Below are 26,949 nucleotides of genomic sequence, written 5' to 3'. Positions count from 1 at the left end.
TTTAATTACTTGAATTAAAATTATTTTCGGCCTTTATTACAGGCTTTAAATTTAATAGGTAAAAGTGAACAGGGCTTAATGGAATTTTTCTATTAGGTCCTTTTATTTTTTTATAATACTTCATAACACTTACAAATCACTTAAATATAGTGTTAATACTAGGTGTATTTAAGATACATCAAAGCACTTACAATTTTCTTAAACATTTCTATTACTTATGAACTAATGGGAATTAATTTAGCTTGTTAAATGATTTAGTTCTATTTCAGAAAACGAGTATATCATATATCGTATTTACGAACATAATATTTAAACAGGTCAATTTTACTTGTTTTCACTATGTGAATGTAGTTAAATTGTACCATCTACTTAGATGTGAAGAAAAGCCTATTTGAATAAGAATGTTGCGACAATTTAAGAGGTTTATCGACAATATCAAATAACGGTTTTGGAAATTTGTAAGTGATTTGACCTTCTTTTTTCAATTAGATGTTAAATTGCGTGAAAAATAGACATTCCTCTACAAGAAATTTTTTAAACCTTTTGTTTTCAGTTACAAATATTTTAGAGCCAAAAAATAGATATTTGGAGGGTGGTACAAAGAAAGTTCAATCGATATAATTTTTAAAAGTGGGCATTTTGTTTTCATTAAAATATAAATATTTTAAAAATAAATAAAAAAATATTGATAATTAACAAATTAAACCATATAATAATCCTTGTAAATAAATCGTTCTTTATTGAGAACAATTTAAGTTGATTAATGAGACCTTTAATAAAAATTAAAGTATATAAAATAAAAACATATAAACGAGGCTTTGATTATCTAGTTAAGGAGCAAGGGGATGGAAGTCTTGATGAATTTTGGAGAAGAGATTGATAAAGATTGGATTTTATTGATGTTAGAAGCAAAGAAAATAGGATTAACACCTCAAGAAGTTCTAGATTATCTTACAAATAATTCAAATCTTATTAGCAATGACAAAACAATATAGTGTAATTATATAGAGGGAAGTGAAATATATTGAAGCATACTGGTGTAAATAAGATTAGTTCATTACCTAGGGCATTGAATTACCAAGAGCAATGGATGTATGAAGCTGCTAGAACGAATAATCAAAAAGATGTAGATTTTCAAGAAAATCTTTTACAAACGTTAAATCGTATAGAAACGAAGTTAGATATATTACTTATGCAAAAGCAGAAATAGGCTTAAGAAATAATGGAAATTAATGTGTTTTATAATATAAAAATATTTATTTAAAATCTGAAAATTTTGATTTCTTTTTGTGGAATAACTTAGATATTAATAGCTACCAACTGAGCGAGTCCATTAAAAGAAAGCAAATTTTTTTTGTATCATTGTTCTTTATTGAGAACAAAAGTGTGGTGAATAAAGAACATAATCATTTGGTGATGTCTCCTTACCAGTAAGAATGGAGGCACTCGGTCATGCTGTGGGTTTGCATAAACCTTAGACGCCAGTCGTCGAGAGTATGATGTGAGGGGGGGTTAAATGCCCTGTTTTTCATTATTTTATGAAAGCATTATAAAATGCTTAAGTAATGTAATGAATAGTGTCGGTTTTATGATAGGGGGATCAGAATGAATTATCAAAGGCTATCCTTATTATTATTTGTGGATACGATCTTAGTCTTAGCTGCTACTTTTATAAGTCATTTATTACTGTTTTCTGCACAAGTAGCTCTAACAAAGCAAGTGATTAGTGCATCTCTTCTTATTTTATTATGTCATTATTTCTTTTCATTCATTTATCGTTTATATCAAAAAGCTTGGGAATATGCTAGCATTCGAGAATTAGTTTTTATTTTTAAAACCGTATCGACTTCTATTGTCATTTCATCTGTTATCCAACTAATGTTATTTCAAAATATTGATATAAGATTGGTGATTGTTAACTGGCTATTATATTTATTCTTTATAGGTGGTTCTCGATTTTGCTGGCGTATATATCGAGATTCGTACTTAACAACATATGCTAAAAAAAGAACATTAATTATTGGGGCAGGATCAGCAGGGACGATGGTAGCCAGGCAGCTTAAGAGCGGAAACGTAGCTAATTTACTTCCCGTTGCATTCATTGATGATAATTATAATAAACAAAAGCTGGATATATTAGGAGTGCCGGTGGTAGGAAAAATAAAGAATATCGAACAAATTGTGCAAGAATTAAACATTGAACATATTATTATAGCTATTCCTTCTTTAAACAGAGAACGATTAAATATCATTTTCCAAGAATGTGCTAAAACAGATGCAAGAACGCAAATATTACCAATGCTAGAAGATTTATTAACTGGAAAGCTTTCTGTTACTAAATTCCGTGATGTTCAAGTAGAAGATATATTAGGTAGAGAACCTGTTCAATTAGATATGGAAAGTATCTCTGAATGTATCACAAACCAAGTCATACTCGTTACAGGTGCAGGTGGTTCAATCGGATCAGAAATATGTCGCCAAATTGCTCAGTTTAATCCGAAACAATTAATATTATTAGGTCATGGAGAAAACAGTATTTATACCATTGAAATGGAACTGAAGGAAACATATAAACATAGTAATATCGAATTTCTAACTGAAATTGCAGATATACAAGATGAAAAGAAAATGTTTTCTATTATGGCGCATTATCTTCCTAATGTTGTGTACCATGCTGCAGCCCATAAACATGTGCCATTGATGGAACGTAATCCCGAAGAAGCAGTTAAGAATAATTTGATTGGAACGTCAAACGTTGCAAAGGCTGCCAGTTGGCACAATGTTCAAGTCTTTGTGATGATTTCAAGTGATAAAGCTGTAAATCCTACAAGTGTAATGGGTGCTACGAAGAAATTATCAGAAATGCTTATTCAACAAATGAATGAAGAAAGTAAGACGAAATTTGTAGTTGTGAGATTTGGAAATGTATTAGGAAGCCGTGGTAGTGTAATTCCTTTGTTTACAAAACAAATAGAAAATGGAGGACCAGTTACTGTCACAGATCCAAATATGGAGCGTTACTTTATGACAATACCTGAAGCATCAAGGCTAGTAATACAATCAGGGGTACTTGCTCAAGGTGGAGAGATTTTCGTATTAGATATGGGTGAGCCGGTGAAAATTGTTGATTTAGCAAGAAATTTAATAAAGTTATCCGGTCATACAACTGATGAAATAGAAATTAAGTATATTGGAATTCGTCAGGGAGAAAAGCTTTTTGAAGAATTACTAAATGAAAATGAAATCTATGATGAACAGGTATATCCAAATATTTATGTAGGTAAAGCGAGGGATCTTTATATTTCAGAAATTGAAGATATTATTGCCAACTATGCTTTTCTAGAAAAAGACATTTTAAGAAAGAAAATCATTGAAACTGCTAACCTTAAAAAGGTTTCACATTCGGCGTTATCAATATCTTGATAAGGGAGTTTATAAAATTGAAAATAAGAAAAGCGATTATTCCGGCTGCTGGACTTGGTACTAGATTTTTACCGGCCACAAAAGCAATGCCTAAAGAAATGTTGCCGATTGTTGATAAACCAACGATTCAATATATTGTTGAGGAAGCAATCGAATCAGGAATTGAAGATATTATTATAGTAACAGGTAAAGGGAAACGAGCAATTGAAGATCATTTTGATCATTCTTTTGAATTAGAGAAAACACTTTTTGAAAAAGGAAAATTTGAGTTATTAGAAGAAGTGCAAAAGTCATCAAAACTAGTAGATATACATTATATTCGTCAAAAGGAGCCGAAAGGATTAGGTCATGCTGTTTGGTGTGCACGGAAATTTATTGGCAATGAGCCTTTTGCAGTTTTACTTGGAGATGATATTGTCAGAGCAGATAAACCTTGTCTCAAACAATTAATTGAACAATATGAGCATTATCAAAGTTCTATTTTAGGTGTCCAGCAAGTATCAATGGATGAAGTTTCTCGATATGGAATCATTCATGCAAAGTCTATAGGGAATCGATCACATCTAATTACAAACTTAGTTGAAAAACCAAAACAATCTGAAGCACCTTCAAATTTAGCTATAATGGGACGCTATATTTTGAATCCGCAAATTTTTGAGATTTTAGCCAATCAACAGCCAGGGGCAGGGGGGGAGGTTCAATTAACTGATGCAATAAGTAAATTAATTGAGTATGAGGCGATATATGCATACGAGTTTGAAGGCGTTCGATATGATGTAGGTGAAAAAATGGGGTTTATTCAAACAACGATAGAAATGGCTTTAGAACAAGTTGATTTAAGGGATAAAGTTTTACATTTTATTACTGGTATTATTGAGCGCGAATTAACACAAAAGAGATTAGCTAATTAAAATCTTAATCTTTGGAGGTGTTCAATATAGCGATTTTAGTTACGGGTGGAGCTGGTTATATAGGCAGCCATACCTGCATTGAACTTCTTAATGCTGATTATGAAGTTGTTATCGTAGATAATTTTTCAAATAGCAATCCAATAGCTCTACAACGTGTCCAGCAAATTACTGGGAAAACCATTAAAGTTTACGAAATAGATTTATTAAATGAGCTGGAGTTAGAGCGTGTATTTCAAGAAAATAGTATAGAGGCTGTCATTCATTTTGCTGGTTTAAAAGCTGTAGGGGAATCAGTTGTCAATCCACTCCTATATTTTGAAAAGAATTTAATCAGCACAATATCTTTATGTACAGTTATGCAAAAATATAATGTGAAAAATATTGTGTTTAGTTCATCTGCAACAGTATATGGTTTGCCCGAGACGCTGCCTATTACTGAAGATTTTCCATTAGAGGTTAGAAACCCTTATGGAAGAACGAAACGAATGATTGAAGAAATGCTTCATGATGTATATATTTCCGATTCAAGTTGGAGTATTTCTATTTTAAGATATTTCAATCCAATTGGTGCACATGAAAGTGGTTTGATTGGTGAAGATTCAATCGGTATTCCGAATAACCTTATGCCTTATATAACAAAAGTAGCGATTGGTGAACTAAAGGAATTAAATGTATTTGGAAACACATATGAAACAAGTGACGGAACTGGTGTCAGAGATTATATCCATGTATGTGATTTAGCAAATGGTCATGTAGCAGCATTGAAAAAAACGATAGAGATGAACGAAGTAGGTATTTTTAACTTAGGTACAGGGCGTGGTTATAGCGTTTTAGAAGTTTTAAGAGCTTTTGAAAGTGCAACAAGTTTAACAGTTCCTTATAAAGTTTGTGATCCTAGACCGGGAGATGTAGCGATTTACTATGCAGATGCAACTAGAGCATTTAAGGAATTGGGTTGGAAAGCGAAGAAAAGTTTAGAAGAGATGTGTAAAGACGCTTGGCGATGGCAATTAAATAATCCGAATGGATACCTTAAAAGGAAAAAACAATCAACCTCGTCTAAGTGAAAATGGGGATTTTTTTTATCTAGAACAATTCATTTTGGAAGTGAAAGCATGAAAAGAATTTTTGATTTATGCACTGCTTTACTATTATTAATATGTTTTAGTCCCATAATAGTATGTATTGCAATTATAGTAGGCATAAAAATAGGAACACCCATTTTTTTTGTACAGAAGCGGCCTGGTTTAGATGAAAAACCTTTTTATTTATATAAATTTCGTACGATGAATAATGCTACAGATGAGGAAGGTTGTTTATTACCAGATCATCTTCGACTTTCAAATTTTGGGAAAATCCTTCGGAAATATAGCTTAGATGAGCTACCGCAATTAATAAATGTTATAAAAGGAGAGTTGAGCCTAGTAGGACCAAGACCTTTATTAATGCAGTATCTTCCGCTGTATAATGAACGGCAAGCACAAAGGCATCTTGTAAGACCAGGAATTACTGGATGGGCTCAAATCAATGGCAGGAATGCAATAACTTGGGAAGAAAAATTTGAATATGATGTTTGGTATGTAGAAAATCAATCATTTTTATTAGATTTAAAAATATTATGGTTAACCCTTATTAAGGTTTTTCGCTCAGAAGGTATTACTCAGGCTGAGCATGTTACTAGTGATGTATTTAAAGGTTCTTCAACTGAACATCAAAATCATGGTTAACAATGTAATAGAGGAGTATTCCATGTTGAAAAAAAAGCTATTAAATAAAATATCCCTTTCGACACCTCATATGTCAGGGATGGAAATGAAATATATTGAAGAGGCATTTGAAACGAATTGGATTGCACCATTAGGATTGAATGTGGATGAGTTTGAGAAGGAATTTGCACATTATGTTGGTATGAAAGGGGCAGTTGCTGTAAGTTCAGGAACAGCCGCTATACATTTGGCTCTTTCTATATTAGATGTAGGAAAAGATGACATAGTCTTTTGTTCGAGCTTAACTTTTATCGCAAGTGCTAATCCCATATTATATCAAGGTGCACATCCTGTATTCATTGATTCAGAACCCGAAAGTTGGAATATGTCACCAAATGCATTAGAAGAAGCTTTTAAAGATGCTGTTCATACAGGAGTGTTACCGAAAGCTGTTATTATTGTGAATCTTTATGGTCAAAGTGCAAAAATGGATGAACTTGTTTCTATCTGTCAAAAATATAACGTTCCTATAATAGAAGATGCTGCTGAATCGCTTGGGGCGATGTATCAAGGGAAAGCTAGTGGTACCTTTGGAGATATTGGAATTTATTCTTTTAATGGCAATAAAATTATTACAACATCTGGTGGAGGTATGCTTGTATCTCATAAACCAGAAATACTAGAAAAAGCACGTTTTTTAGCTACTCAAGCTAAAGATCCTGCACCGCATTATCAGCATAGTGAAATAGGCTATAACTATCGTATGAGTAATATATTAGCAGGTGTTGGTAGAGGACAATTAGAGGTATTAAATCATAGAATCTCAGCACGCAGGGTTATTTTTCAAATTTATAAACAAGAGTTAGCGGATTTTGAAGGAATTGAATTTATGCCAGAATTGGTAGAATCATTATCCACAAGATGGTTAACAGCTATTACAGTTAATGAAAAAGAAGCTAATGTTACTTCTCGTGAGCTATTACAAGCTTTAGCTGAAAACAATATTGAAGCACGTCCAGTCTGGAAACCATTACACATGCAACCGCTATTTAAACAATCTAAATATTATTCTAATTGTAAAGAAGGCAGTGTATGTGAGCGTCTTTTTTCTACGGGAATTTGTTTACCTTCAAGCTCAAATTTAACATTAAAAGATCAGGTGAGAGTCATTCAATGTTTAAAAGATAGATTGAAATAATACCTTTTTATTAAGGTTTTCTAAAAGGGAAGATTGAAAACTTACTTAAAAAGAAGAAGAGGTAAATAAATGATTGGTAAAAATATAACGGAAATTAGAAAAAAAAGAGGTTATACACTTTCAGAGTTAGCAGAATTAGCGAATATTTCAAAGTCATATTTAAGCAATATTGAACGAGACATTAATAAAAATCCTTCGATACATGTAATTAAAAGGATTGCCGAAGTATTACATGTGGATTTAATAAAGCTATTAAAGAGTGGAGCATATAAGGATTCTCAACTAGAATTTGAAAAAGAATGGGTTGATTTTTTATATGAATTAAAAGAGCTAGGAATTCAAAAAGAAGAAATTCAGGAGTATAGAACAGTAATAGAATTTATCAAATGGCAAAAGGAAAACCCGAAATCTGGTTAAAATAAAGATGTGACCGTTGCCGGAGGGACAAAATGGAAGAAACAATTAGTCTAAAAGATGTTTTTTTAATAATCAGAAAACGTTGGAAGCTTATTATAATTTCGATGTTAGTTACTGGGTCCATTAGTGGTGGCATTTCTTATTATGTGCTTAAGCCAGTCTATCAAGCATCTACTCAAATGTTGGTGAATCAAAAGAATAGCGATAATCAAATTGATGTAACACAACTTAGAAGTAATGTTGATTTAATTAATACGTATAGTGTGATTATTAAAAGTCCAATCATTTTAGAAAAAGTAAAAGAGAATTTAAATCTTCAACAAAGTATTGACGAGCTTAATCATAGTATTTCAATCAACAGTCAAGATAATTCTCAAGTTTTCTCATTAACAGTTGAAAGTCAAAATGCAGAGCAGGCAGTTGACATTGCCAATTCAATATCAGATACGTTTCAGCAGGAAATCTCACAAATTATGAATGTTGATAATGTTAGCATTCTAGCAAGAGCTGAATACGAAGAAACTCCTATACCAATAAAACCAAATCCATACCTAAATATTGCTGTTGCGCTTGTAGTTGGAGGAATGATTGGAGTTGGATGGGCTTTTTTAAAAGAATCTATGGATAAAACAATCAAAAATACTCAAGATATAGAGGCTATTCTTGCTTTACCTGTACTAGGGACTATTCAAAACTTTAAAAATAGTAAAATGCCAAAAGAACTATCAGTAAAGCAGAGAAGGAGTGAAACGCTTGAGTCGTAAATCAAGAGCAAAACATAAAAAAGCAGTGAAGTTGGTAGCATATAGTTTTCCTAAGTTACCTGTTACTGAACAGTATCGATTTATTTGCTATAACATTCTTTTCTCATCGGTTGATCGAGAAATAAAATCAATCGTAGTAACTTCACCTGAACCATCTGATGGTAAATCTACAACGGCGGCAAACTTAGCTATTGTGCTTGCGCAACAAGGAAAAGCAACATTACTGGTTGATACGGATCTAAGAAAGCCTTCAATTCATTATACATTTAATATTAGTAATATGAACGGGCTTACAAATGCTATTACAAGAGCTATCTATTTAGATACCGCCATTGTTAAGACTTTTATTCCTAACCTTGATATTCTTCCAAGTGGACCAATACCACCAAATCCTTCAGAACTATTAAATTCAAAGTCAATGGCTACCATAATGGATGATTTAAAAAGTAAATATGAATATGTAATATTCGATGCTCCACCTGTTCTAGCTGTATCTGATCCACAAATTATGGCTGCAAAGAGTGACGGTGTCGTAATGGTAGTGAACAGTGGGAAAACTCGCAAAGATAGTGCTCTAAAAGCAAAAAAAATATTAGAAAATGTAAAAGGAAATATACTTGGAGTAGTACTTAATGGAGAAAAGACATCAGAGAATATGTACTATTATCAATAATAGCAATTATTTGTTGCAAACAAGGGGGCATAGAAGCTGGTTGATATTCATTGTCACATATTACCTGGTATAGATGATGGTCCTAAAGAAATGGAACAGTCCTTAAATATGGCTATATCTGCTGTGAAATCTGGAATTACTCATCTATATGCTACACCACACCATATGAATGAACGTTATGATAATCCGAAGATTACTATTATAGAAAGTGTACGTATGTTTCAGGAACAATTACAACTGTACAATATTCCTCTTATCATACATCTTGGTCAAGAAGTCCGAATTCATCGGGAATTACTTCAATCGGTTGAAAGAAATGACATACTTACTTTAGATCATCGCGGTAAATATTTATTATTAGAACTGCCTTCAAACTATATACCTACTTATACGATGGATGTTATTTACGAACTGTTAGTAAAAGAGATTGTTCCGATACTTGTACATCCAGAGAGAAATAGAAGATTGTATGAGAATCCAAGTATACTATTTGATTTAGTGAAGATGGGAACGCTAACCCAAATTACTGCAGGTAGCATTATAGGGCATTTCGGTAAAAATGTAAAAAAATTCACAGAGCAAATTATAGGGCATCATCTAGCTCACTTCATTGCGAATGATGCACATAACACCCAGAAAAGAGGTTTTTTTCTCCAAAACGCATTTTACACAATCACAAAAAAATTTGGGATAGAACAAACAAATTTTTTTCAGGAAAATGCTCATTTGCTCGTGAGAAGTGAAAATATTAAGTGGGAGGTACCACAACCAATTCGCAAAAGGGTATTGGGGATATTTTAAAAGGCTTGTTATGAAAAGAAAGCAAATGAGGTGGATTAATGGAAATTACAGTAGTTGGTTGTGGGTATGTTGGATTAGTGACAGCGGTTTGTCTATCACATATTGGTCATAAAGTTACTTGCGTTGATATAGATAAAGAGAAAATTAATCAATTACAAAATGGACTCTCCCCTATTTATGAAACAGGCTTAGAAGAATTACTTCAAAAAAATATAGCATTGGGGAGATTACATTTTACAACGAATCATAAAGATAGCTATAAGAACACGGAAGTCATCATTATAGCCGTAGGAACACCACCGAAGCAAGATGGATCAGCAAATTTAGATTCTATTTATCAAACAGCTTTAGATATAGCTAAAAGTATTGTAAATGATGGAATAATTGTGATAAAGAGTACAGTTCCGGTAGGTACGAATTCAAAAATACAAAGATATATTCAAGAAAATCTTATAAGTAATGTCCATTTTGATATGGTTTCTAATCCTGAATTTCTTCGAGAAGGTTCGGCGGTTTACGATACATTTTATTCTGACCGTATAGTAATTGGTACTAATAGTGAACGAGCGGCACGAACTTTATCAGCCATGTATAAAAAATTTAATACGCAAGCGTTCATTACAGATCCATCGACAGCTGAGATGATTAAATATGCTTCAAATGCTTTTTTGGCAACAAAGATTAGTTTTATTAACGAAATCTCTAATATATGTGAAAAAGTAGGAGCCAATGTAGAGGATGTTGCAAATGGAATGGGATTTGATAAAAGGATTGGTCATGCCTTCTTGAACGCTGGAATCGGTTATGGTGGATCATGTTTTCCGAAAGATACAAGAGCCTTAGTGCATATTGCTTCGGATGTGGAGCATGATTTTGATTTATTAAAGTCTGTTATTAATGTGAATAATAAACAGCAAAAGTTATTAGTACAAAAGGTAGTTTCCACATTACAAGAGATTAAAGGGCAACATATTGCTGTACTTGGTTTATCTTTCAAGCCTAATACGAGCGATATAAGGGAAGCACCATCAATTAAGATAGCTGAACAACTCATAGAATTGGGGGCAAACGTAGTAGCTTATGATCCAATTGCTAATGAAAACGCAAAAGCTGTTTTGCCTAACGAGGTAAGGTTAGTATCAACAAAAGAAGAAGCAATAAACGGTTCAGATGCAGTTCTTATTCTTACTGAGTGGGAAGAGTTTAAAGATATGGATTTACAGATTTATGTTGAGTTAATGAACAAGCCAATTATTTTCGATGGAAGAAACTGCTATGATCTAAAAAGGGTGAAAAAACATAACATTGAGTACCATTCGATTGGCCGACCAATTATTAATGCTTATATGGATACTACATTATTTTTAGAACGATAGAGCAAAAAAGTCTGAAAGATATTAGCGTTTTTTATAGATAGTAGAGAAAAGAGGGATCTGATTGGCCATCTTAGTAACAGGTGTTGCTGGGTTTATTGGTATGCATACTGCTAAAAAATTACTTCAAAATAATTTGGAAGTATTTGGGATTGATAATATAAATGACTACTATGATGTAAATCTGAAGAAAGATAGGATTAAGGAGTTACAAAAATATCAATCATTTACTTTTCTTGAAGGTGATATTGCTGATCGTAACTATATGATGAATATATTTCAACATAATTCCATCCAAATTGTCATTCATTTAGCTGCACAGGCTGGGGTTCGCTATAGCATTACGAAGCCGGATGCTTATATACATTCTAATCTAGTGGGGTTTGCAACTATTTTAGAAATGTGTAGATATTGGAAGGTGAACCATCTTATATACGCTTCATCGAGTTCGGTATACGGTGCGAATACTAAAATACCGTTTTCGACAAATGATGGTACGAATCATCCAGTTAGTCTATATGCAGCTACAAAAAAATCAAATGAATTAATGGCACACGCCTACAGCCATCTTTATGGAATACCAACGACTGGTCTGCGTTTCTTTACTGTATATGGACCATGGGGTAGACCTGATATGGCTTATTTTATGTTTACGAAAAATATCATGGAAGGAAAAGCAATCTCAGTATTTAATAAGGGGCTTATGAAAAGAGATTTTACGTATATTGACGATATAGTCGAAGGAATATACCACCTATTAAATCACATGCCTCAAAAAAACGAAGATTGGGATAGCTTAATGCCTCATCCAAGTTCAAGTCATGCTCCTTATAAAGTATATAATCTTGGCAACAATAAGCCGGTAGAATTAATTAGATTTATAGAAACGATCGAGCAACTAATCGGAAAAAAAGCAGTGATTGATTTGCAGCCAATGCAAGCGGGAGATGTAGTAGAAACCTATGCGGATATTGATGATTTACAAGCAACAATTGATTTCCAACCAAAGGTGACAATCGAGCAAGGTTTGAAGACATTTATTGACTGGTATCAATCTTATTATGGAATTAATGTGCAAAGCTAAGGAGCGGTTAATAATGCAAAAAATTGCTCATATTTGTACTAGTAGCTATAGTTATGGCATTTTACTTGGGAAATTACAATTATTATCTCAAAAAGGGTATGACGTACATTTAATATCTTCTAATGACGGATATGATGAGAATACTCTTGAAAATCTAGATATTACTCTACAATTTGTTAAGATGAATCGCGAAATAAAACCATTGGAAGATATCATTTCAATTATCCGTATGGTACGGCTTTTAAAAAAAGAAAAATATGATATTGTTCATACTCATACGGCAAAAGCAGGTATTATCGGTAGATTAGCTGCTAAATTATCAAGGGTACCAATTATTATTCATACATCTCATGGTCTCCCTTTCTATGAAGGTCAGTCACCTTTGAAGTACAAAACATATAAATTATTAGAAAAAATAGGTGCTTATTTCTGTGACGCTTTATCTTCTCAAAATAAAGAAGATCTGAAGGAATTAAGAAAACTTAATTCTAAAAAGCCTATTTATTACGAAGGTAATGGAGTAGATTTACAATGTTTAGATGATAAGCTTTTGCAAATCAAAGACGAAATGTCTATGGAACTAAGAAAATCTTTAAGTGTTGAGAAACAAACAGTTGTTATTTTAGTAGTAGCTAGATTAGAACCAGTAAAAGATCATCTTTTTCTCATAGAAGGTTTAGTAGAATTAAAGAAACATTTTCATGACTTTGTATGTTTACTTGCAGGTGAGGGACCGCTCAAAGCGGAAATAGTTTCACTAATTAAGAAAAAGCATCTGGAAAATCATGTGAAATTAATTGGGTATCAAGATGATATTTATCCATTTATAAAAATGGCGGATATCATTGCACTAACATCAATAAAAGAAGGAATCCCACGATGTATCATGGAAGCGATGACGTTTTCAAAAGCTGTAGTTGCTACAAATGTGCTAGGAACAAAGGAATTAGTTCAAGACAATTATACTGGAATTTTAGTGGAGTATAAAAATGTGAAATTGTTAGCAAGAGCTTTTGAGTATTTATCGGAAGATCCGGCTAAAAGGGAGTCATCTGGTCGGAATGGTAGAAAAGTCATTGAAGAAGATTATACGGAAGAAATTGTTGTACGGCGCTTAGTCACTATTTATAAAGAGCTTCAGAAGAAAAAAGGATTATTGTGGAAAAAAGATTCGGATAAAGAATTACAATTTTGAATGGGAGCAAAAAAAGATGGGGTATAAGAGTAGGGGGTAACATGATTAACATTCTATTTTTAATTACGGGATTAAATGTTGGTGGTGCAGAAATGCAAGTATATCACATGATAAAAAGGTTGAAAAAAATAGAAGCCTGTCATCCAATTGTTGTATCTTTGTTAGAGCCTGGGCCAGTAGGCCAAAAATTAAAGGACGAAAAGGTAAAAGTATACTCTTTACAAATGGAACGAGGGAAAATGGAACTTAAAGCCATAACAAAATTGAATAAAATTGTTAAGCAAGAAGAAATACATTTGGTTCATTCACATCTTTTTCATGCAAATGTGTTAGCTAGAGTAATCAAAATCTTTAATCCAAGAATTAAAATTGTAACAACGATTCACAACTTAAATATTGGAGGACGCAATAGAGAAAAGATACTTCAATATACGAACTTCCTTTCTCAATCAAATACAATTATTAGTGAAACAGCAAGGCAGTATTTTATTAAAAAAGGTGCTTTTGCAAATAATCAGTTAAAGCTTATTCCTAATGGTGTTGATATGGAAGAGTTTCAAAGCAATGAACAACTTCGTATAAAAACTAGAGAGCAATTACAAATTGGAGATGCTTTTGTATGGTTAGCCGTAGGGAGATTTGAGGTACAAAAAAACTATTATAATATGTTGCGAGCGTTTTCTATTCTTGTTGAATCCCAACGAAATATTCAATTGCTATTAGCTGGTACAGGTCCATTGCTAGAAGAAATGAAAGAGTTAGCTGCCAAACTAAATATAACGGAATATATTCATTTTCTAGGATATCAAAGTAATATATCAGCTTTGATGAATGTTGCTGATGGCTACGTGATGTCGTCAAGCTGGGAAGGAATGCCCCTTGTATTATTGGAAGCATCAGCGGTTGGTATACCAATTGTATGCACAGATGTTGGTGGAAACAAAGAAGTAGTTCTGGATACTGAAACGGGTTATATAGTTAAACCTGATTGTCATACATCTTTAGCAGGAGGGATGAATCGATTAATGAGTTTAACTACTCATGAAAGATTAAATATGGGTGAGAATGCAAAAGCGTATATGAGAGAGCGATATGAAATGAATCAAATAATGGAACATTGGAAAGCTATTTATAAAGAAGCTTTATCTTAATGGATAATATAGATTGAGCTGGAATTAGGTGATTCGAATTGCTAGGTGCGTTAAAAAAGAGTGAATTTTTAAAAAATGTTGCTGTTTTAATTTCTGGAACAGCTATAGCGCAGGGGCTTATGATTGCAAGTTCACCGCTTCTTTCTCGGTTGTATAATCCGGAAGTGTTTGGGATATTCGCGATATATACATCGATAATAAGTGTGTTATCTGTCATAATGACTTGGCAGTATGATACGGCAATTGTTTTACCTAAGAAAGAAGAAGATGGAATGAAAGTAGCCATTTTTTCTTCATATATTGTGATTGCTATGACTATACTCGTTTTTATCATCATGCTTCTGTTTGGCGATTTCATTGCAAATCTGTTAGGAATTACGATTCTATCTTCATGGCTTTGGGTAGTTCCAATTAGTGTGTGTGCTTTAGGGTTTTATCAAATATTAAACAATTGGAGTATTAGAAGAAAACGATTTAAACGCCTTTCAACTTCTCAACTAAGTCGTTCAGTATCTGTTGTTTCTACCCAAGTAAGTGGGGGATTTATTGGCTTAGGGAGTATAGGATTAATTGGTGGGCAAATAATAGGTCAATTAATGGCATCTATAATATTAGGTTATCAAGTGTGGAAGGATGATAGACGAGAAATTCTACAAGCTAATAACAACAATACAATGGGAGTTTTAGCAAGAAAATATAAAAACTTTCCTTTATATAGTGTGCCACAGTCATTATTGAATGCAGTTTCAAGAAATATCCCGCCATTTTTATTGGCTTTTTTTTATGGACCAGGAGTTGTTGGATTTTATGCATTATCATTAAAGCTTGTTCAAATTCCTGCTGATGTGATTGGTGAGTCGATTAGAAATGTGTTTTTTCAGAAAGCCTCTGAGCATTACAACGAGAATGGAAAGATTCGTTCATTAATGATAAGAGCAACCTGTTATTTAGCACTTATTGCTATTATTCCTGCAATCATTGTAATATGCTTTGGACCACAAATTTTTTCACTTATCTTAGGCAATCAATGGTATACAGCGGGTGAGTATGCGAAATGGATGGTCGTTTGGTTATTTTTTGGTTTTATTAATATCCCTGCTTTTGTTGTTGCTCAAATAGTAGGTTTACAAAAACACCTACTCATTTATGAGGTTTGTTTATTATTCTTTCGAAGTGCGGCATTATTTATTGGTTTAAAATTCTACAATGCTTTAACAGGTATTATGTTGTTTTGTATAGTAGCTGGTGGATTCAATTTACTATTAATAGCTGGAGTAATCTTTTTAATTAAAAAAATAGAATTGTATCAAATGCAAAAAGAGAAAATTGAATTAGTTAATTAGAAAAAGGGGTGTCAAATGAGTATGGGGAATACGAAGGAGAAATTGGCTAGACTACGACTTCATTCATCTGGAAATACGCTAGAAAATTTATCTCAACTAGAAGAATCACAATGGTTAACGCATCAACAAGTTCAAATATTACAGCAAAAACATTTAACTAATTTAATTAATCATGCATATGAAAATGTACCATATTATCAAGATAATATTCCAATTAAGAGTATATTTGATGCTAAGGGTCTTGTAGATTTACGAAAATTCTCAACTATTCCGATATTAACAAAAAAAATTATTCGAAAACATTTTGATCAGTTAAAGTCTAATCACCTTCAAACTTTAAATTGGTATGAAAATACATCCGGTGGATCAACAGGTGAACCAGTAGTTTTTATTCAAGATTCGAGTGTTAGAGAATGGGAACAATCCGTTAAGATTTTATTCGATAAATGGTCAGGAAGATTAATTGGTGACAAACAAGTACGTTTATGGGGATCGGAAAGGGATTTACTTGTTGGAAAAGAAAGTATGAGGTCGCAAGTAGGAAAATGGATGCGAAATGAAGTGTGGTTAAATACATTTTCGATGTCAGACGAAATAATGCTAAGTTATGTAGAAAAAATTAATACTTTTCAACCATTACAGATTTTAGCATATGTGGAGAGCATATTTGATCTTGCTCAATTTATAATTAAAAACAAACTGCAGGTTTTTTCGCCGAAATCAATTATGGTTTCTGCAGGAACATTATTTCCATATATGAGAGAGGTCATTGAAGCAGCATTTAAGGCGCCTGTTTTTAATCGATATGGTTCACGAGAAGTTGGAGATATAGCTTGTGAATGTGAGCGTCACAAAGGTCTTCATATTTCATCTCCGACACATTTTGTAGAAATATTACGAGAAGATGGATCGTCTGCAGAGCCTGGGGAAGTCGGAGAAATAGTCATTACATCATTAATGAATTATGGTATGCCCTTAATTAGATATAGAATTGAAGACATGGGGTGTTGGGCAGAAGATTTTTGTTCATGTGGTAGCGGCTGGCCATTGTTGAAAGAAGTAACAGGTAAGGTGACGGATACATTTTTAACAAAGGATCATAAGCCTGTAAATGCTGTCTACTTTGAATTCTTATTCTATTATCAAGATTGGATTAGGAAATTTCAAATTATCCAAGAAGATTATGAGTTGATAAAAATCAATATCGTATTAACAGACATGAAGCAAGAAAATCCATTTGAAATATACCATAATGAACTCGAAAAAATAATAAAAGAAATAAAGATTGTTATGGGAGAAAAGTGTGTAGTTCAGTTTGATTTTGTTTTAAAAATTAATGCATCACCTTCTGGTAAATATAGATTTTTGATATCAAATATTAAAAGAAATGAATAGGCTTTTAGGAGCATCAATGATTTTGAAAAAATAAAGATTGAAAATACTTCCTAAACTCTTTTTTACTGGGGCTTACTCTCTCTTTATAACACTTCTAACATTAATTTGATATGGGGAGGCACGAGGAGAGCGCCAGTTCGAACAGGATTTAAAAAATGGGGATGCATGAAGATGAATAGTAGTCATACAGTTAAAAAGAAACAGAATACGATTTTGAACATTTTGGTATTTTTGTATATTCTTTGTGTATTCACTCTTAACACTGTACCCGAGTACTCAAGGCTAGATTTTTATATTTCTGTATTAATTATGCTCGTTTTAATAGTTAAGTATTTACATTCAGGTACGTTACACATTCCTAAGTTAATTTGTTTACCGTGGTTCTTCCTTTTTTTTTCAATGAGTTCAATTATATGGGCATACAATCCGTCTTCAGCCTTTAATATTTGGATTGCTCTTTTTTTAATGATTATAAGTGCCAGTACAATTTGGATTGCCTTGGAGAATGGTGCTTCAGTTAAAATAATTGTAATCGCAATGGCTTTTGCTTCATTTATCATTGTTCTCTCAACAGTTTATGAGATTTTATTCACTACTGAATATGTAACTAGATACACAGGCATTCTTAATAATCCTAATTTATTAGCTATTTTATTATCATTAATAGGTTTATTTATGATTGGTTTATACTCTCATAATAAGATTGTGGTACTTTACAGTTTTTCGATTATAATCTTTGCTACTATCTATTCTGGTAGTAGAAAAATTGTCTTTACCTGGATTGTATTAGGGATTTTATTACTTATAAAATCAAATATGAAAGTGAAAAAATCGACAATTTTCTTAGTAACAATTGTTTTGATTGCAATCATAATAGCATTTGCTTATTTTTCATCAGATTTTCTTGTATTTTTTGATAATCTAAGTGTTGTAAAAAGGTTTGAACGTTTATTATCAGGAACAGATCAATATAGTGCTGATGTTAGAGGAAATATGATAAAAGAAGGATTTCAATTTTGGCAAGATCATATATGGTTTGGAAATGGTCTAGGTCAATTTAGTGAGCTGAGTATGTATAAGAAATATTCACATAATAACTATATTGAAACATTGTCCGGATTGGGTATTATTGGATTGCTATTCTATTATATGTTGTATTTCTATCTTGTTTTTAAATCAATTACTCAATTTATTAGTAGCAATAAAGGATCGGCAATTACCATATCGATGATTTTCTTGTTTTTTTTATGGGATTTTGCTCTTGTTTCATATATTGAACAATTTACTTGGATTATATTAGTCATTTTATTGCATCTAACAACACATCAAAAAAAATTAGTGCAACAAAAAGCAGTAAAAGGAGCAGAAATATGAAAAGAAGGCTTATGTTTGTTGTTCCATCTCTTAGAGGCGGAGGTGCTGAGAAAGTAATGGTAACATTACTGAAGTATCTAGATCGGAGTAAATTTACGCTTATTCTAGTCCTACTTTCAAAAGAAGGGAAGTACATTGATGACATTCCTAATGATGTTGAAACTATTGATTTAAAAGCTGTTAGAGTAAGGCATTCTTTTATTTCTTTAGTCAAAGTAATCAGAAAAGTGAAACCGGATGTGGTTTTTTCTACACAAGGACATCTTAATATTGGAATGATTGCATTAAAACCTTTTATAGGGAAGAGAACTAAATTAATTGTAAGAGAAGCTAATACCGTATCTGAAATTGTGAAAATAGCTCCCAAACCTAAGGTGTGGAGAATGTTATATAAGTTCTTTTATAGAAGAGCAGATGTGGTAATATGTCAATCAAAATATATGATGGAAGATTTATTAGTTAACTTTAAAATACCAACAGAAAAACTCTGTCATATTTATAATCCTGTTGATATTAAACGAATTGAAAAACTTTCACAGATAGATTCTAACCCATTTGAAAGGTCAAAAGCATCTATAAATGTCGTTGCAGTGGGAAGATTAGTGTATCAAAAAGGATTTGATCGATTAATAGAATCAGTTCCGAAATTAATGGAGTGTATACCAGATGCTAAACTCTGGATTATAGGAGAGGGAGATTTAAAAGAAGAACTAGTGAAAAAGCGGGATGATTTTGGTTTATCAAAGAAAATAGAACTTATTGACTTTCAGGAAAATCCTTATAAATGGTTGAAAAATGCTGATCTATTTGTATTGCCATCTTATTATGAGGGATTACCTAATGTTTTATTGGAGGCAATTGCTTGTGAGTGCCCAGTTATTGCACTAGAACATCCAGGTGGGACAAAAGAGATTATGGAGATTACTGGACAAGAAGATCGATATATTCAATCGTTTGATTGGCAGCAAGCTTGGTTGGCTAAACCTGATGGTAATATAAAAGATTTATTGTCTAATAAGTTTCAGGTTTCAAGAATAGTTAAAGAGTATGAAAGTCAGTTTATATAGTTCGAACTAGTGTAATATTATTGCTTTAAAATGTTGAAGATTATGCGAAGTTGTTTAATTAGACTTTCAACGTAAATAAGATAATGGGTTCATGTTTCTAAGTTGCCATCTTAAGATTGTTAATCCCGGACAATTCATTCTATGAATGGGAAAAATGAATGATGACAGGAGAAAAGAGTATGACAATAACATATAGAAGAAGATTTATTAATATGGAAGAAACATGGGGAGATGGAGGGGTGATAAGTGATAATAAAAGGGACATTTCAATTCAAGTACACCTCTTATTAGAAGCACCACAAAAATTAATATCAATAGGAAATAAAGAGACTACGAGTTTGGATATTAGTGTTCCGAACTTTTTAATTGATTTACGTTCAGACGAAGCAAATATTTTTAAAAAAATTCATAAAAGTACTAGAGCGGATATTAGAAAAGCAACAGAGAATGATGAAATAACTTATTATGGGACGGACCATCCCACTGGGGAACAAATTAAAGAATTTTGCATGTTCTATAATTTATTTGCAGAGAAAAAAGGGATAGCTTTATGTTCGTTGGAAAGACTACAAGAACTAAGGAATCATGATGCGTTAATAATGACTGTTGTAAGAGATAAGAATAGTAATATTCTCTGTGCTAGTATGTTGCTACAGGATAGATGCTGTAGTCAATTATATGGTTTATATGGTGTTTCAGCACGATTATCAACAAACTCTTCAAAAGAAAGAAATAAAATAGGAAGAGCAAACAAATTTCTTCAATGGAAAGAGATACAGTTAGCTAGAGAGAAAGGGTTTGATTGGTATAATTTTGGAGGTGAAATACATCAAGAAAAAGACCTTGGTGTAAATGATTTTAAAAGGCGATTTGGTGCCATTCGTGGTTTTGATCGTAGAATATATACATCTAGAAGCCTACTAGGGAAAATGTATGTTTATTTACTGTATTATAAATGGAAAAATATAATTCCTTCCATGTATCGTATGTAGGCTTTTGGATGTAATATAGATTTTTCTTTTTGAATGATAATAAGGTGAATTTTTAAACATTATTATTTTTATCGATGATGAAAGGTTATCATCTATTTGTTGTTGATAATTGTATTATCTTTGGAGTTGTAGGTTTTCATTTTATTAGGTTTTAAAACGTTTTCTTGAATTACAGAATTATACACACGGTCCATCATTATCTGTAGATTTCTATTATTAAGGAACGTATTTTTAATAATTTGGGCTGTCTCAACACGGGATAGGTTAAGACCATTCGCTAAGTTGTTTTGAATCGTGTTTTCTTGAACAATGATTCTATTATTATTGGTTGACCCTCCCCAGATTTGAACTCCTGCACCTTTGTTATTTTGAATCGTATTATTTTTAATGATATTTTCATTAACATTATTAAGTAGTTCAATTCCGTTTTGAGAATTATTTGATATGTCATTGTTCTTAATTGTATTTTCAGAAGAAAAGTTTACAAATATTCCATTTCCATTCAATGTTGTCGAAGTACTACTTCCATTATTTAGTATCTTGTTTTCGATAATTAAATTTTTGTTTGTTTTAGTATTTTCTGCTTCACCACCTATAAAAATTCCGCCTTTCTTGTTATATTGAATGCTGTTGTTTTGAGCGATATTTTCAGTTGTAAAAACAAACATTAACCCATAACCATTATTATTATTGAATGTGTTGTTAGATAGTATTACATTTTCTAGTGGCAATTGATAAGGTGAGTTTCGTTCAATATCAATACCAGCTTCTGGAGCTGTTCCATTTGTATTTGAAAATGTGCTATTTTGAATAGTGATATTTTTTCCAGCTGTTACTGACAATCCTTGTCTGCGATTATTGTCAGAAATACAGTTAGTTATGGTGATATTGGATGGATAAGTTCCATTGGTTTCATTACCACCAATGTAAAAACCATCGCCCCAAAAATTAGATGCTCGTACATTAGAAATAACGATATCTTTTGCTTCACCACCAATATAAATACCATGTCCATATTCTCCAGTGTTGCCTTGATGCTGATATCGATCTCCAACTAGTGTACCACCTGTTATTTTTATATTTTGTTGGTTATATATGTTAAAAATTTGATAATTGGATAACTGATTTGGAATCACTTTTAGTATCGTTTCTTCATCCATTTGGATTTGTAGATTACTTTGAAGTCTTATAGTTCCTGAATGAGGGTTAGCGTTTATATAGAATGTACCTTTAGGGAATTTCACGATTCCCCTAACTTTAGCAGCATAATCAACAGCTGATTGAATGGCAATGGTATCGTCCTTTAAATCATTTGGTTTAGCACCAAATTGTAATATGTCTATTATTTGCATTTCTCTTTCACTCCCTGTAATAAGAAAAGGAATCAGAAGTGTTAAAAGTAAGAATAAACGTTTCAAAATAACACCTCCAATACATTAACAATTGGTTTCTATTTATTCTATGATTCTATTTTTGGATGGTTTATGCTAATTAATTAATAACAGCGGATAAGAAAGGTAGTTTTAAAAAAATATAAAGGATAATTGTAAAATGGACCAAAATGACAAAGGTTTAAAAATTATCATCATTACAATTGGTAAATCTCAGATTGTTATGCCTATGATTGAATCGAGACATAAAGTGGTAGGAATTATTGAATCGGGTGTAAATAACAAGGGAGAAAAGACATCAATAAAGAAGTTTTTCGTTCAAAATACTAAAAGAGTATATAAAAGAGTGTTTGGCCTGGAAAGATTGGCGAAGATGTATAAAATCCCCTACTATTATATGGATAACGGCTGTGATTTTCAACTTGAAAATTGGGTGAAAAAATTAGAACCAGACTTAATCATTGTATATGGGATGACACAATTATTGAAAGAAAATATCTATAATATTCCCAAATATAAAACAATTAATCTTCATCCTTCTATACTGCCATTTTATAGGGGGCATAGTCCAGAATTTTGGATGTATTATGATACAGAATTGAATCCAGGGGTAACTCTTCATTATATTGATCAAGGTGAGGATACAGGAGATATTATTTATCAGGAGAAATACAAGATTCCTTTAGGAACGAAATTTCCTGAAATGGAGAAAGTAGCAATTGGTCAGATAGGTGTTAAGTTGATAAAGAAAGCTTGTGATGAATTTGAACTTGGTACCATTCCTCGTTCTGTTCAACCTCATATAGAATCAGCCTATAGGGCAAGAAAAATAAAACAAGAGGAACATAAGAGTTTAATAAATTGGGAAGAGTGGCCGATAGAGAAAATTTGGCATTTATTAAGAGGAACAGAGCAATGGTTAGAGGCGATAGAACAGCCAACAGGATTGTTCAAAGGATATCGATGGGAAATCATGCATTTTGAAAAATGTACAATGGACCAATATGAAACGTCAAAAGTATATGCAGATGCTTTTGGCCGATTTATAGCATGTAAGGATGGAAAAATTTATTTATCCAAGAATTTTTCATTTGAACTGTTATTTCGTAGTATGCTAACGTAAATTAAAATTCAATGTTTTCTTAAACGAATAGGGATGTGTGGCTGTGTATCAAATTATATCTTTTAAAGAAAAACAAAAGTGGAATGATGCTCTTTCAAGATTTCATAAAAGCGATTTATATTATTATCATGGATACTGTTCTTTATCTTATTTGATGGGAGATGGAGAACCGTATCTTTTTTTCTTTGAGGACGATAATGAATGTCTTGTTTGTTATCCATATATAAAAAGACGTATTGAACTTCCATTTATGAATGATGATATGTTGAAAGAAGATGTTTTTGACATAATTACACCTAATGGATTCGGGGGGCCATTGACTCAAAATATAAGTGAAAAAACAATAGGAAAATTTAGGAGGGATTTTGAAGAGCACTGTCAAAAGGAAAATATAATAAGTGAGTTTATTAGATTTCATCCAATAATACAAAATCATCACTATTTAGAAGAATGCTTAGAAGTCATTTATGATCGAGAAACTGTATATATAGATTTAACAAAAAGTGAGGAAGAAATCTTTAATAACTATCACAAAAATCATAAACGGAATATTCATAAAGCTATTAGTAATAATTTTGAATTTAGAGTTTTGGCTAAAGATGAAGCGATGCTATTAATTAAAGATTTTTATATTTTATATAAAGAAACAATGGATAAGGTAGGGGCAACTCCTTATTATTACTATTCAATTGAATATTTAACATCATTTTTATTAGATTTAGATAAGCATTGTAGAATAGCGGCTGTCTTTGATGAAGGGAAATTGATTTCAGCGGCATTATGTATGTTTAATGAGGAGTATATCCATTACCATTTAGGATGTTCGAAGAAGGAATATTTGCATTTGGGGATTAATCCTTTTCTTTTTCATCATCTTGCACTTTGGAGTAAAAAGGTTGGATGTCGTGCACTACATTTAGGTGGTGGTCATATTGGGAGAGATTCTTTATTTCAATTTAAACATCGATTTAATGATGAAGGAACTTTAGACTTTTATGTAGGGAGAAAGATTCATAATATTTCTAAATATAATCTGTTAGTTCGGAATTGGGAAAAGTACTATTCGCAAGACGCCTCTAGTGGATTTTTTCCTTTATATCGAGGGAATCCTCAAAAGGTTGTTTCTAAAGTACATGACTAGGATGAATTTGTAAGTGCAATTTTATTTATTAAAGAGGTGTGAGGATTTGAAGGACTTTGTTAGTGAAATACACCAAAATGAAAACTCAGATATAGAATTGAAAAATGAGTTATATCATTATAATGCGCTGCATGGGTTGGAGCAGAAATACGGATCTTCCTTTTATGTATTAGATGTAAATAAATTAAGAGAAAACTATCATAAAATCAACAACGCTTTTAAAAGTAGATATTCGAACTTTATTATTGGTTATTCTTATAAGACAAATTATGTTCCGTATTTATGCAAGGAGTTATCGAAGTTAGGAGCATATGCTGAAGTTGTTTCTAGATTAGAGTATGACTTAGCCATCAAGATAGGTGAAAATCCTAAGAAAATCATATTTAATGGACCGTTAAAAATGAAAGACGATATTCATTATGCATTGGAAAATGAAAGTATTTTGAATATCGATTCTTTATATGAAATCGAGTTTATCAAAGAATATGCCATATTATGCCCAAATAAGCAAATTAATGTTGGATTACGTCTGAACTTTGATGTGTCGGAAAATGGTGTTAGTTCTATACAGGAAGGTTATTCTCGAAGTAGATTTGGAATTTGTATAGAGAACGGTAGTTTTCACTCAGCGTTAGATGAATTGCACAAAATAAAAAATGTTAGAGTGGTAGGATTGCATGGACATTTCTCAACAAGTACTAGAAGTGTTGAAACATATAAGCTTAAGACTAAAAAATTATGTAAGATTGCAAAGGAATACATCCTAGATAGTTTGGAATTCATTAATATTGGTGGAGGTATTTATGGGGAATTACCAAAATCATTTCAAATCAGTGCTCCTACCTTTGATGATTATGCAGAGGCAATTTGTGAAGTAATGAATCATGAATTTGCGACTTTTGATAAAAAAGCTACATTAGTATTAGAACCAGGTGTTTCTATGGTTGCTAATACTTTTATTTTTGTAGCGAAAGTGATTGAGCGAAAGACAGTTACTGACATAAATTATGTTTTGGTTGATGGGAGTGTTCATAATATTAAACCAACAATGCATAAGAACAACCTTCCGTGTAGGGTAATTCAGAAAAAACAGCTAGATCAAGAAAAGGGCACTTATCATATTGTTGGATATACATGTATGGAGAAAGATTATTTAGCTCATGATTTGACAGGAGATTTACCGCAAAAAGGGGATTATATTATTTTTGAGAATGTAGGAGCCTATACAATCGTTTTTAATCCACCCTTTATTAAAGAAAGACCAGCTATTATAGCTATGGATTTAAAGGAAATATTTCTTATTCGAAATAAGGAAACAATAAACCAATTTTTTAACGAGGAACTATATTATTTTTAAAAGTATTAATAAAGGATTTGTGGGAGGAAATAGTATGAATATATTAATCTGTAGCGCTGGACGCCGAGTGAAACTAGTGGAGTATTTTAAACAGGAACTTCATAAAATAGATGGGAAAGTAGTAGCTATAGATTGTAGTCTTTCTGCTCCTGCATTACATCATGCGGATATATATGAGGTCGTTCCTCGAATTGAGCATCCGAATTATCTTCAATGTCTCAAGGATTTATGTCATAAATATAAAATAAAAGGAGTTTTATCATTAATAGACCCAGAGTTAGAATTGTTAGCTAGTTGGAAGGAAGAGTTTGAAGAAATCGGTGTTCATGTTATTCTTTCGAATCGCAACACAGTAGAGTTATGTTTTGATAAATATCGAACATATAGTGCATTAAGAGCAAAGGGAATTCCTATTGTTCCTACTTATTTAAGTATTAAAGAGGTAATAGATGATGTTAAAAGCAAAAAAATTCAGTTTCCGTTGATTGCAAAACCGAGAAAAGGTAGTGCTAGTTTAGACATTCATAAGATTACGTCCTTAATAGAGTTAGAGAAATTTAATGATTTATTTGACGATTACGTTGTGCAACCTTTTATTAATGGTGAAGAATATGGTGTCGATTGTTATGTAGATTTATTATCACAAAAACTGACCAATGTTTTTATGAAAAGAAAAATAGCCATGAGAGCTGGAGAAACAGATAAATCAATCGCAATAAAGGATTATGAGTTACAACAAATCATAGAAAAACTCATCAACAATGTTGAATTTCTAGGGCCGATTGATATAGATTGCTTCAAGACAAATAGTGGCTATATAGTATCTGAAATTAACCCCAGATTTGGAGGAGGTTATCCTCATGCACATGAGGTTGGACATAACTTTATTTGGAATATTATAAATAACTTAAAAGGAAAGAGTAATGAAAACGAAAAGGTAAATTATAAAGAAGGTTCAGTAATGGTGAAATATGATCAACTGATAATCCTGTAGAGACTGAACTTATTATGAAAAAGAAATGTAGTGTGATATAGAATATCTAGATGATTTGTAAGAATAGGCGGAGCCC

General features: G+C 32.0%; 25 protein-coding genes. 24 read left to right on the top strand and 1 reads right to left on the bottom strand.

Annotation, left to right across the window (positions count from 1 at the left end; genetic code table 11):
* Window positions 1-845: 845 nt before the first annotated feature.
* From TX86_RS26220 to TX86_RS09560, 20 genes are all read left to right on the top strand, one after another.
* The gene (locus TX86_RS26220; RefSeq protein WP_081707622.1) at window positions 846-995 is read left to right on the top strand and encodes an anti-repressor SinI family protein; all 150 of its coding nucleotides are present in this window, start codon (window positions 846-848) and stop codon (window positions 993-995) included.
* A 29-nt stretch (window positions 996-1,024) separates the two neighbouring features.
* Window positions 1,025-1,210: a hypothetical protein gene (locus TX86_RS09655; RefSeq protein WP_042348381.1), complete on the top strand. Its 186-nt coding sequence runs from the start codon at window positions 1,025-1,027 to the stop codon at window positions 1,208-1,210.
* A 395-nt stretch (window positions 1,211-1,605) separates the two neighbouring features.
* Complete coding sequence (locus tag TX86_RS09650; protein WP_042348379.1) at window positions 1,606-3,423, top strand: polysaccharide biosynthesis protein; 1,818 nt, start codon at window positions 1,606-1,608, stop codon at window positions 3,421-3,423.
* Between the two features lie 17 nt (window positions 3,424-3,440).
* Window positions 3,441-4,334, top strand: coding sequence for a UTP--glucose-1-phosphate uridylyltransferase GalU (gene galU, locus TX86_RS09645; RefSeq protein ID WP_042348377.1), 894 nt, complete (start codon window positions 3,441-3,443; stop codon window positions 4,332-4,334).
* Window positions 4,335-4,360: 26 nt separating this feature from the next.
* Window positions 4,361-5,401 (top strand): UDP-glucose 4-epimerase GalE, encoded by a 1,041-nt coding sequence (gene galE, locus TX86_RS09640; RefSeq protein ID WP_042350374.1) that lies wholly within the window; start codon window positions 4,361-4,363, stop codon window positions 5,399-5,401.
* Window positions 5,402-5,449: 48 nt separating this feature from the next.
* Window positions 5,450-6,061, top strand: a complete 612-nt coding sequence (locus TX86_RS09635) for a sugar transferase (RefSeq protein WP_042348376.1) — start codon at window positions 5,450-5,452, stop codon at window positions 6,059-6,061.
* A gap of 22 nt (window positions 6,062-6,083) precedes the next feature.
* Window positions 6,084-7,238, top strand: coding sequence for a DegT/DnrJ/EryC1/StrS family aminotransferase (locus TX86_RS09630; protein ID WP_042348373.1), 1,155 nt, complete (start codon window positions 6,084-6,086; stop codon window positions 7,236-7,238).
* 69 nt (window positions 7,239-7,307) lie between these two features.
* Window positions 7,308-7,655 carry a helix-turn-helix domain-containing protein gene (locus TX86_RS09625; RefSeq protein ID WP_042348371.1) on the top strand — a complete coding sequence of 116 codons (348 nt, stop codon included), beginning with the start codon at window positions 7,308-7,310 and terminating at the stop codon, window positions 7,653-7,655.
* Between the two features lie 32 nt (window positions 7,656-7,687).
* Window positions 7,688-8,419, top strand: a complete 732-nt coding sequence (locus TX86_RS09620; RefSeq protein WP_042348369.1) for a YveK family protein — start codon at window positions 7,688-7,690, stop codon at window positions 8,417-8,419.
* The gene (locus TX86_RS09615; protein ID WP_336469855.1) at window positions 8,400-9,092 is read left to right on the top strand and encodes a CpsD/CapB family tyrosine-protein kinase; all 693 of its coding nucleotides are present in this window, start codon (window positions 8,400-8,402) and stop codon (window positions 9,090-9,092) included. Before TX86_RS09620 ends, TX86_RS09615 begins: the two co-directional genes overlap by 20 nt.
* 36 nt (window positions 9,093-9,128) lie before the next feature.
* Complete coding sequence (locus tag TX86_RS09610) at window positions 9,129-9,893, top strand: tyrosine-protein phosphatase (protein ID WP_042348366.1); 765 nt, start codon at window positions 9,129-9,131, stop codon at window positions 9,891-9,893.
* A 38-nt stretch (window positions 9,894-9,931) separates the two neighbouring features.
* On the top strand, window positions 9,932-11,269 hold the full coding sequence (locus tag TX86_RS09605; RefSeq protein ID WP_042348364.1) for a UDP-glucose dehydrogenase family protein: 1,338 nt from the start codon (window positions 9,932-9,934) through the stop codon (window positions 11,267-11,269).
* 61 nt (window positions 11,270-11,330) lie between these two features.
* Entirely contained in the window at window positions 11,331-12,350 is a 1,020-nt protein-coding gene (locus TX86_RS09600; protein WP_042348362.1) for an NAD-dependent epimerase, read from the top strand.
* A 13-nt stretch (window positions 12,351-12,363) separates the two neighbouring features.
* The gene (locus TX86_RS09595) at window positions 12,364-13,545 is read left to right on the top strand and encodes a glycosyltransferase family 4 protein (protein WP_042348361.1); all 1,182 of its coding nucleotides are present in this window, start codon (window positions 12,364-12,366) and stop codon (window positions 13,543-13,545) included.
* Between the two features lie 41 nt (window positions 13,546-13,586).
* Window positions 13,587-14,696: a glycosyltransferase gene (locus TX86_RS09590; protein ID WP_042348360.1), complete on the top strand. Its 1,110-nt coding sequence runs from the start codon at window positions 13,587-13,589 to the stop codon at window positions 14,694-14,696.
* A 38-nt stretch (window positions 14,697-14,734) separates the two neighbouring features.
* Window positions 14,735-16,039 (top strand): lipopolysaccharide biosynthesis protein, encoded by a 1,305-nt coding sequence (locus tag TX86_RS09585; RefSeq protein ID WP_042348358.1) that lies wholly within the window; start codon window positions 14,735-14,737, stop codon window positions 16,037-16,039.
* Between the two features lie 15 nt (window positions 16,040-16,054).
* Window positions 16,055-17,434 carry a phenylacetate--CoA ligase family protein gene (locus TX86_RS09580; protein WP_052343619.1) on the top strand — a complete coding sequence of 460 codons (1,380 nt, stop codon included), beginning with the start codon at window positions 16,055-16,057 and terminating at the stop codon, window positions 17,432-17,434.
* A 171-nt stretch (window positions 17,435-17,605) separates the two neighbouring features.
* On the top strand, window positions 17,606-18,808 hold the full coding sequence (locus tag TX86_RS09570) for an O-antigen ligase family protein (RefSeq protein ID WP_195892884.1): 1,203 nt from the start codon (window positions 17,606-17,608) through the stop codon (window positions 18,806-18,808).
* Entirely contained in the window at window positions 18,805-19,875 is a 1,071-nt protein-coding gene (locus TX86_RS09565) for a glycosyltransferase (protein WP_052343618.1), read from the top strand. The genes TX86_RS09570 and TX86_RS09565 overlap by 4 nt, the downstream gene beginning before the upstream one ends.
* Window positions 19,876-20,033: 158 nt before the next feature.
* Window positions 20,034-20,867 (top strand): GNAT family N-acetyltransferase, encoded by an 834-nt coding sequence (locus TX86_RS09560; RefSeq protein ID WP_154663094.1) that lies wholly within the window; start codon window positions 20,034-20,036, stop codon window positions 20,865-20,867.
* Between the two features lie 92 nt (window positions 20,868-20,959).
* Here TX86_RS09560 and TX86_RS25730 read toward each other — a convergent pair whose 3' ends face one another.
* Entirely contained in the window at window positions 20,960-22,285 is a 1,326-nt protein-coding gene (locus tag TX86_RS25730) for a right-handed parallel beta-helix repeat-containing protein (protein WP_052343617.1), read from the bottom strand.
* Window positions 22,286-22,418: 133 nt separating this feature from the next.
* Between TX86_RS25730 and TX86_RS09550 the strand changes: the two genes are divergently transcribed.
* Genes TX86_RS09550 through TX86_RS09535 form a run of 4 tightly spaced genes read left to right on the top strand, consistent with a single transcriptional unit; the run spans window position 22,419 to window position 26,873 of the window.
* Complete coding sequence (locus TX86_RS09550) at window positions 22,419-23,381, top strand: methionyl-tRNA formyltransferase (protein ID WP_042348352.1); 963 nt, start codon at window positions 22,419-22,421, stop codon at window positions 23,379-23,381.
* A gap of 43 nt (window positions 23,382-23,424) precedes the next feature.
* Window positions 23,425-24,522, top strand: coding sequence for a GNAT family N-acetyltransferase (locus tag TX86_RS09545; RefSeq protein ID WP_042348349.1), 1,098 nt, complete (start codon window positions 23,425-23,427; stop codon window positions 24,520-24,522).
* Window positions 24,523-24,568: 46 nt separating this feature from the next.
* Window positions 24,569-25,879 (top strand): type III PLP-dependent enzyme domain-containing protein, encoded by a 1,311-nt coding sequence (locus tag TX86_RS09540; RefSeq protein ID WP_230203606.1) that lies wholly within the window; start codon window positions 24,569-24,571, stop codon window positions 25,877-25,879.
* 34 nt (window positions 25,880-25,913) lie between these two features.
* On the top strand, window positions 25,914-26,873 hold the full coding sequence (locus tag TX86_RS09535) for an ATP-grasp domain-containing protein (protein WP_042348348.1): 960 nt from the start codon (window positions 25,914-25,916) through the stop codon (window positions 26,871-26,873).
* The last annotated feature ends 76 nt before the right edge of the window (window positions 26,874-26,949 follow it).

Origin of the sequence: Bacillus massiliigorillae, assembly GCF_000380245.2 — a bacterium.
GTDB lineage: Bacteria > Bacillota > Bacilli > Bacillales > DSM-1321 > Bacillus_AD > Bacillus_AD massiliigorillae.
The sequence above is the reverse complement of the archived record's forward strand: the minus strand, read 5'-3'. Positions and strand labels throughout refer to the sequence as shown.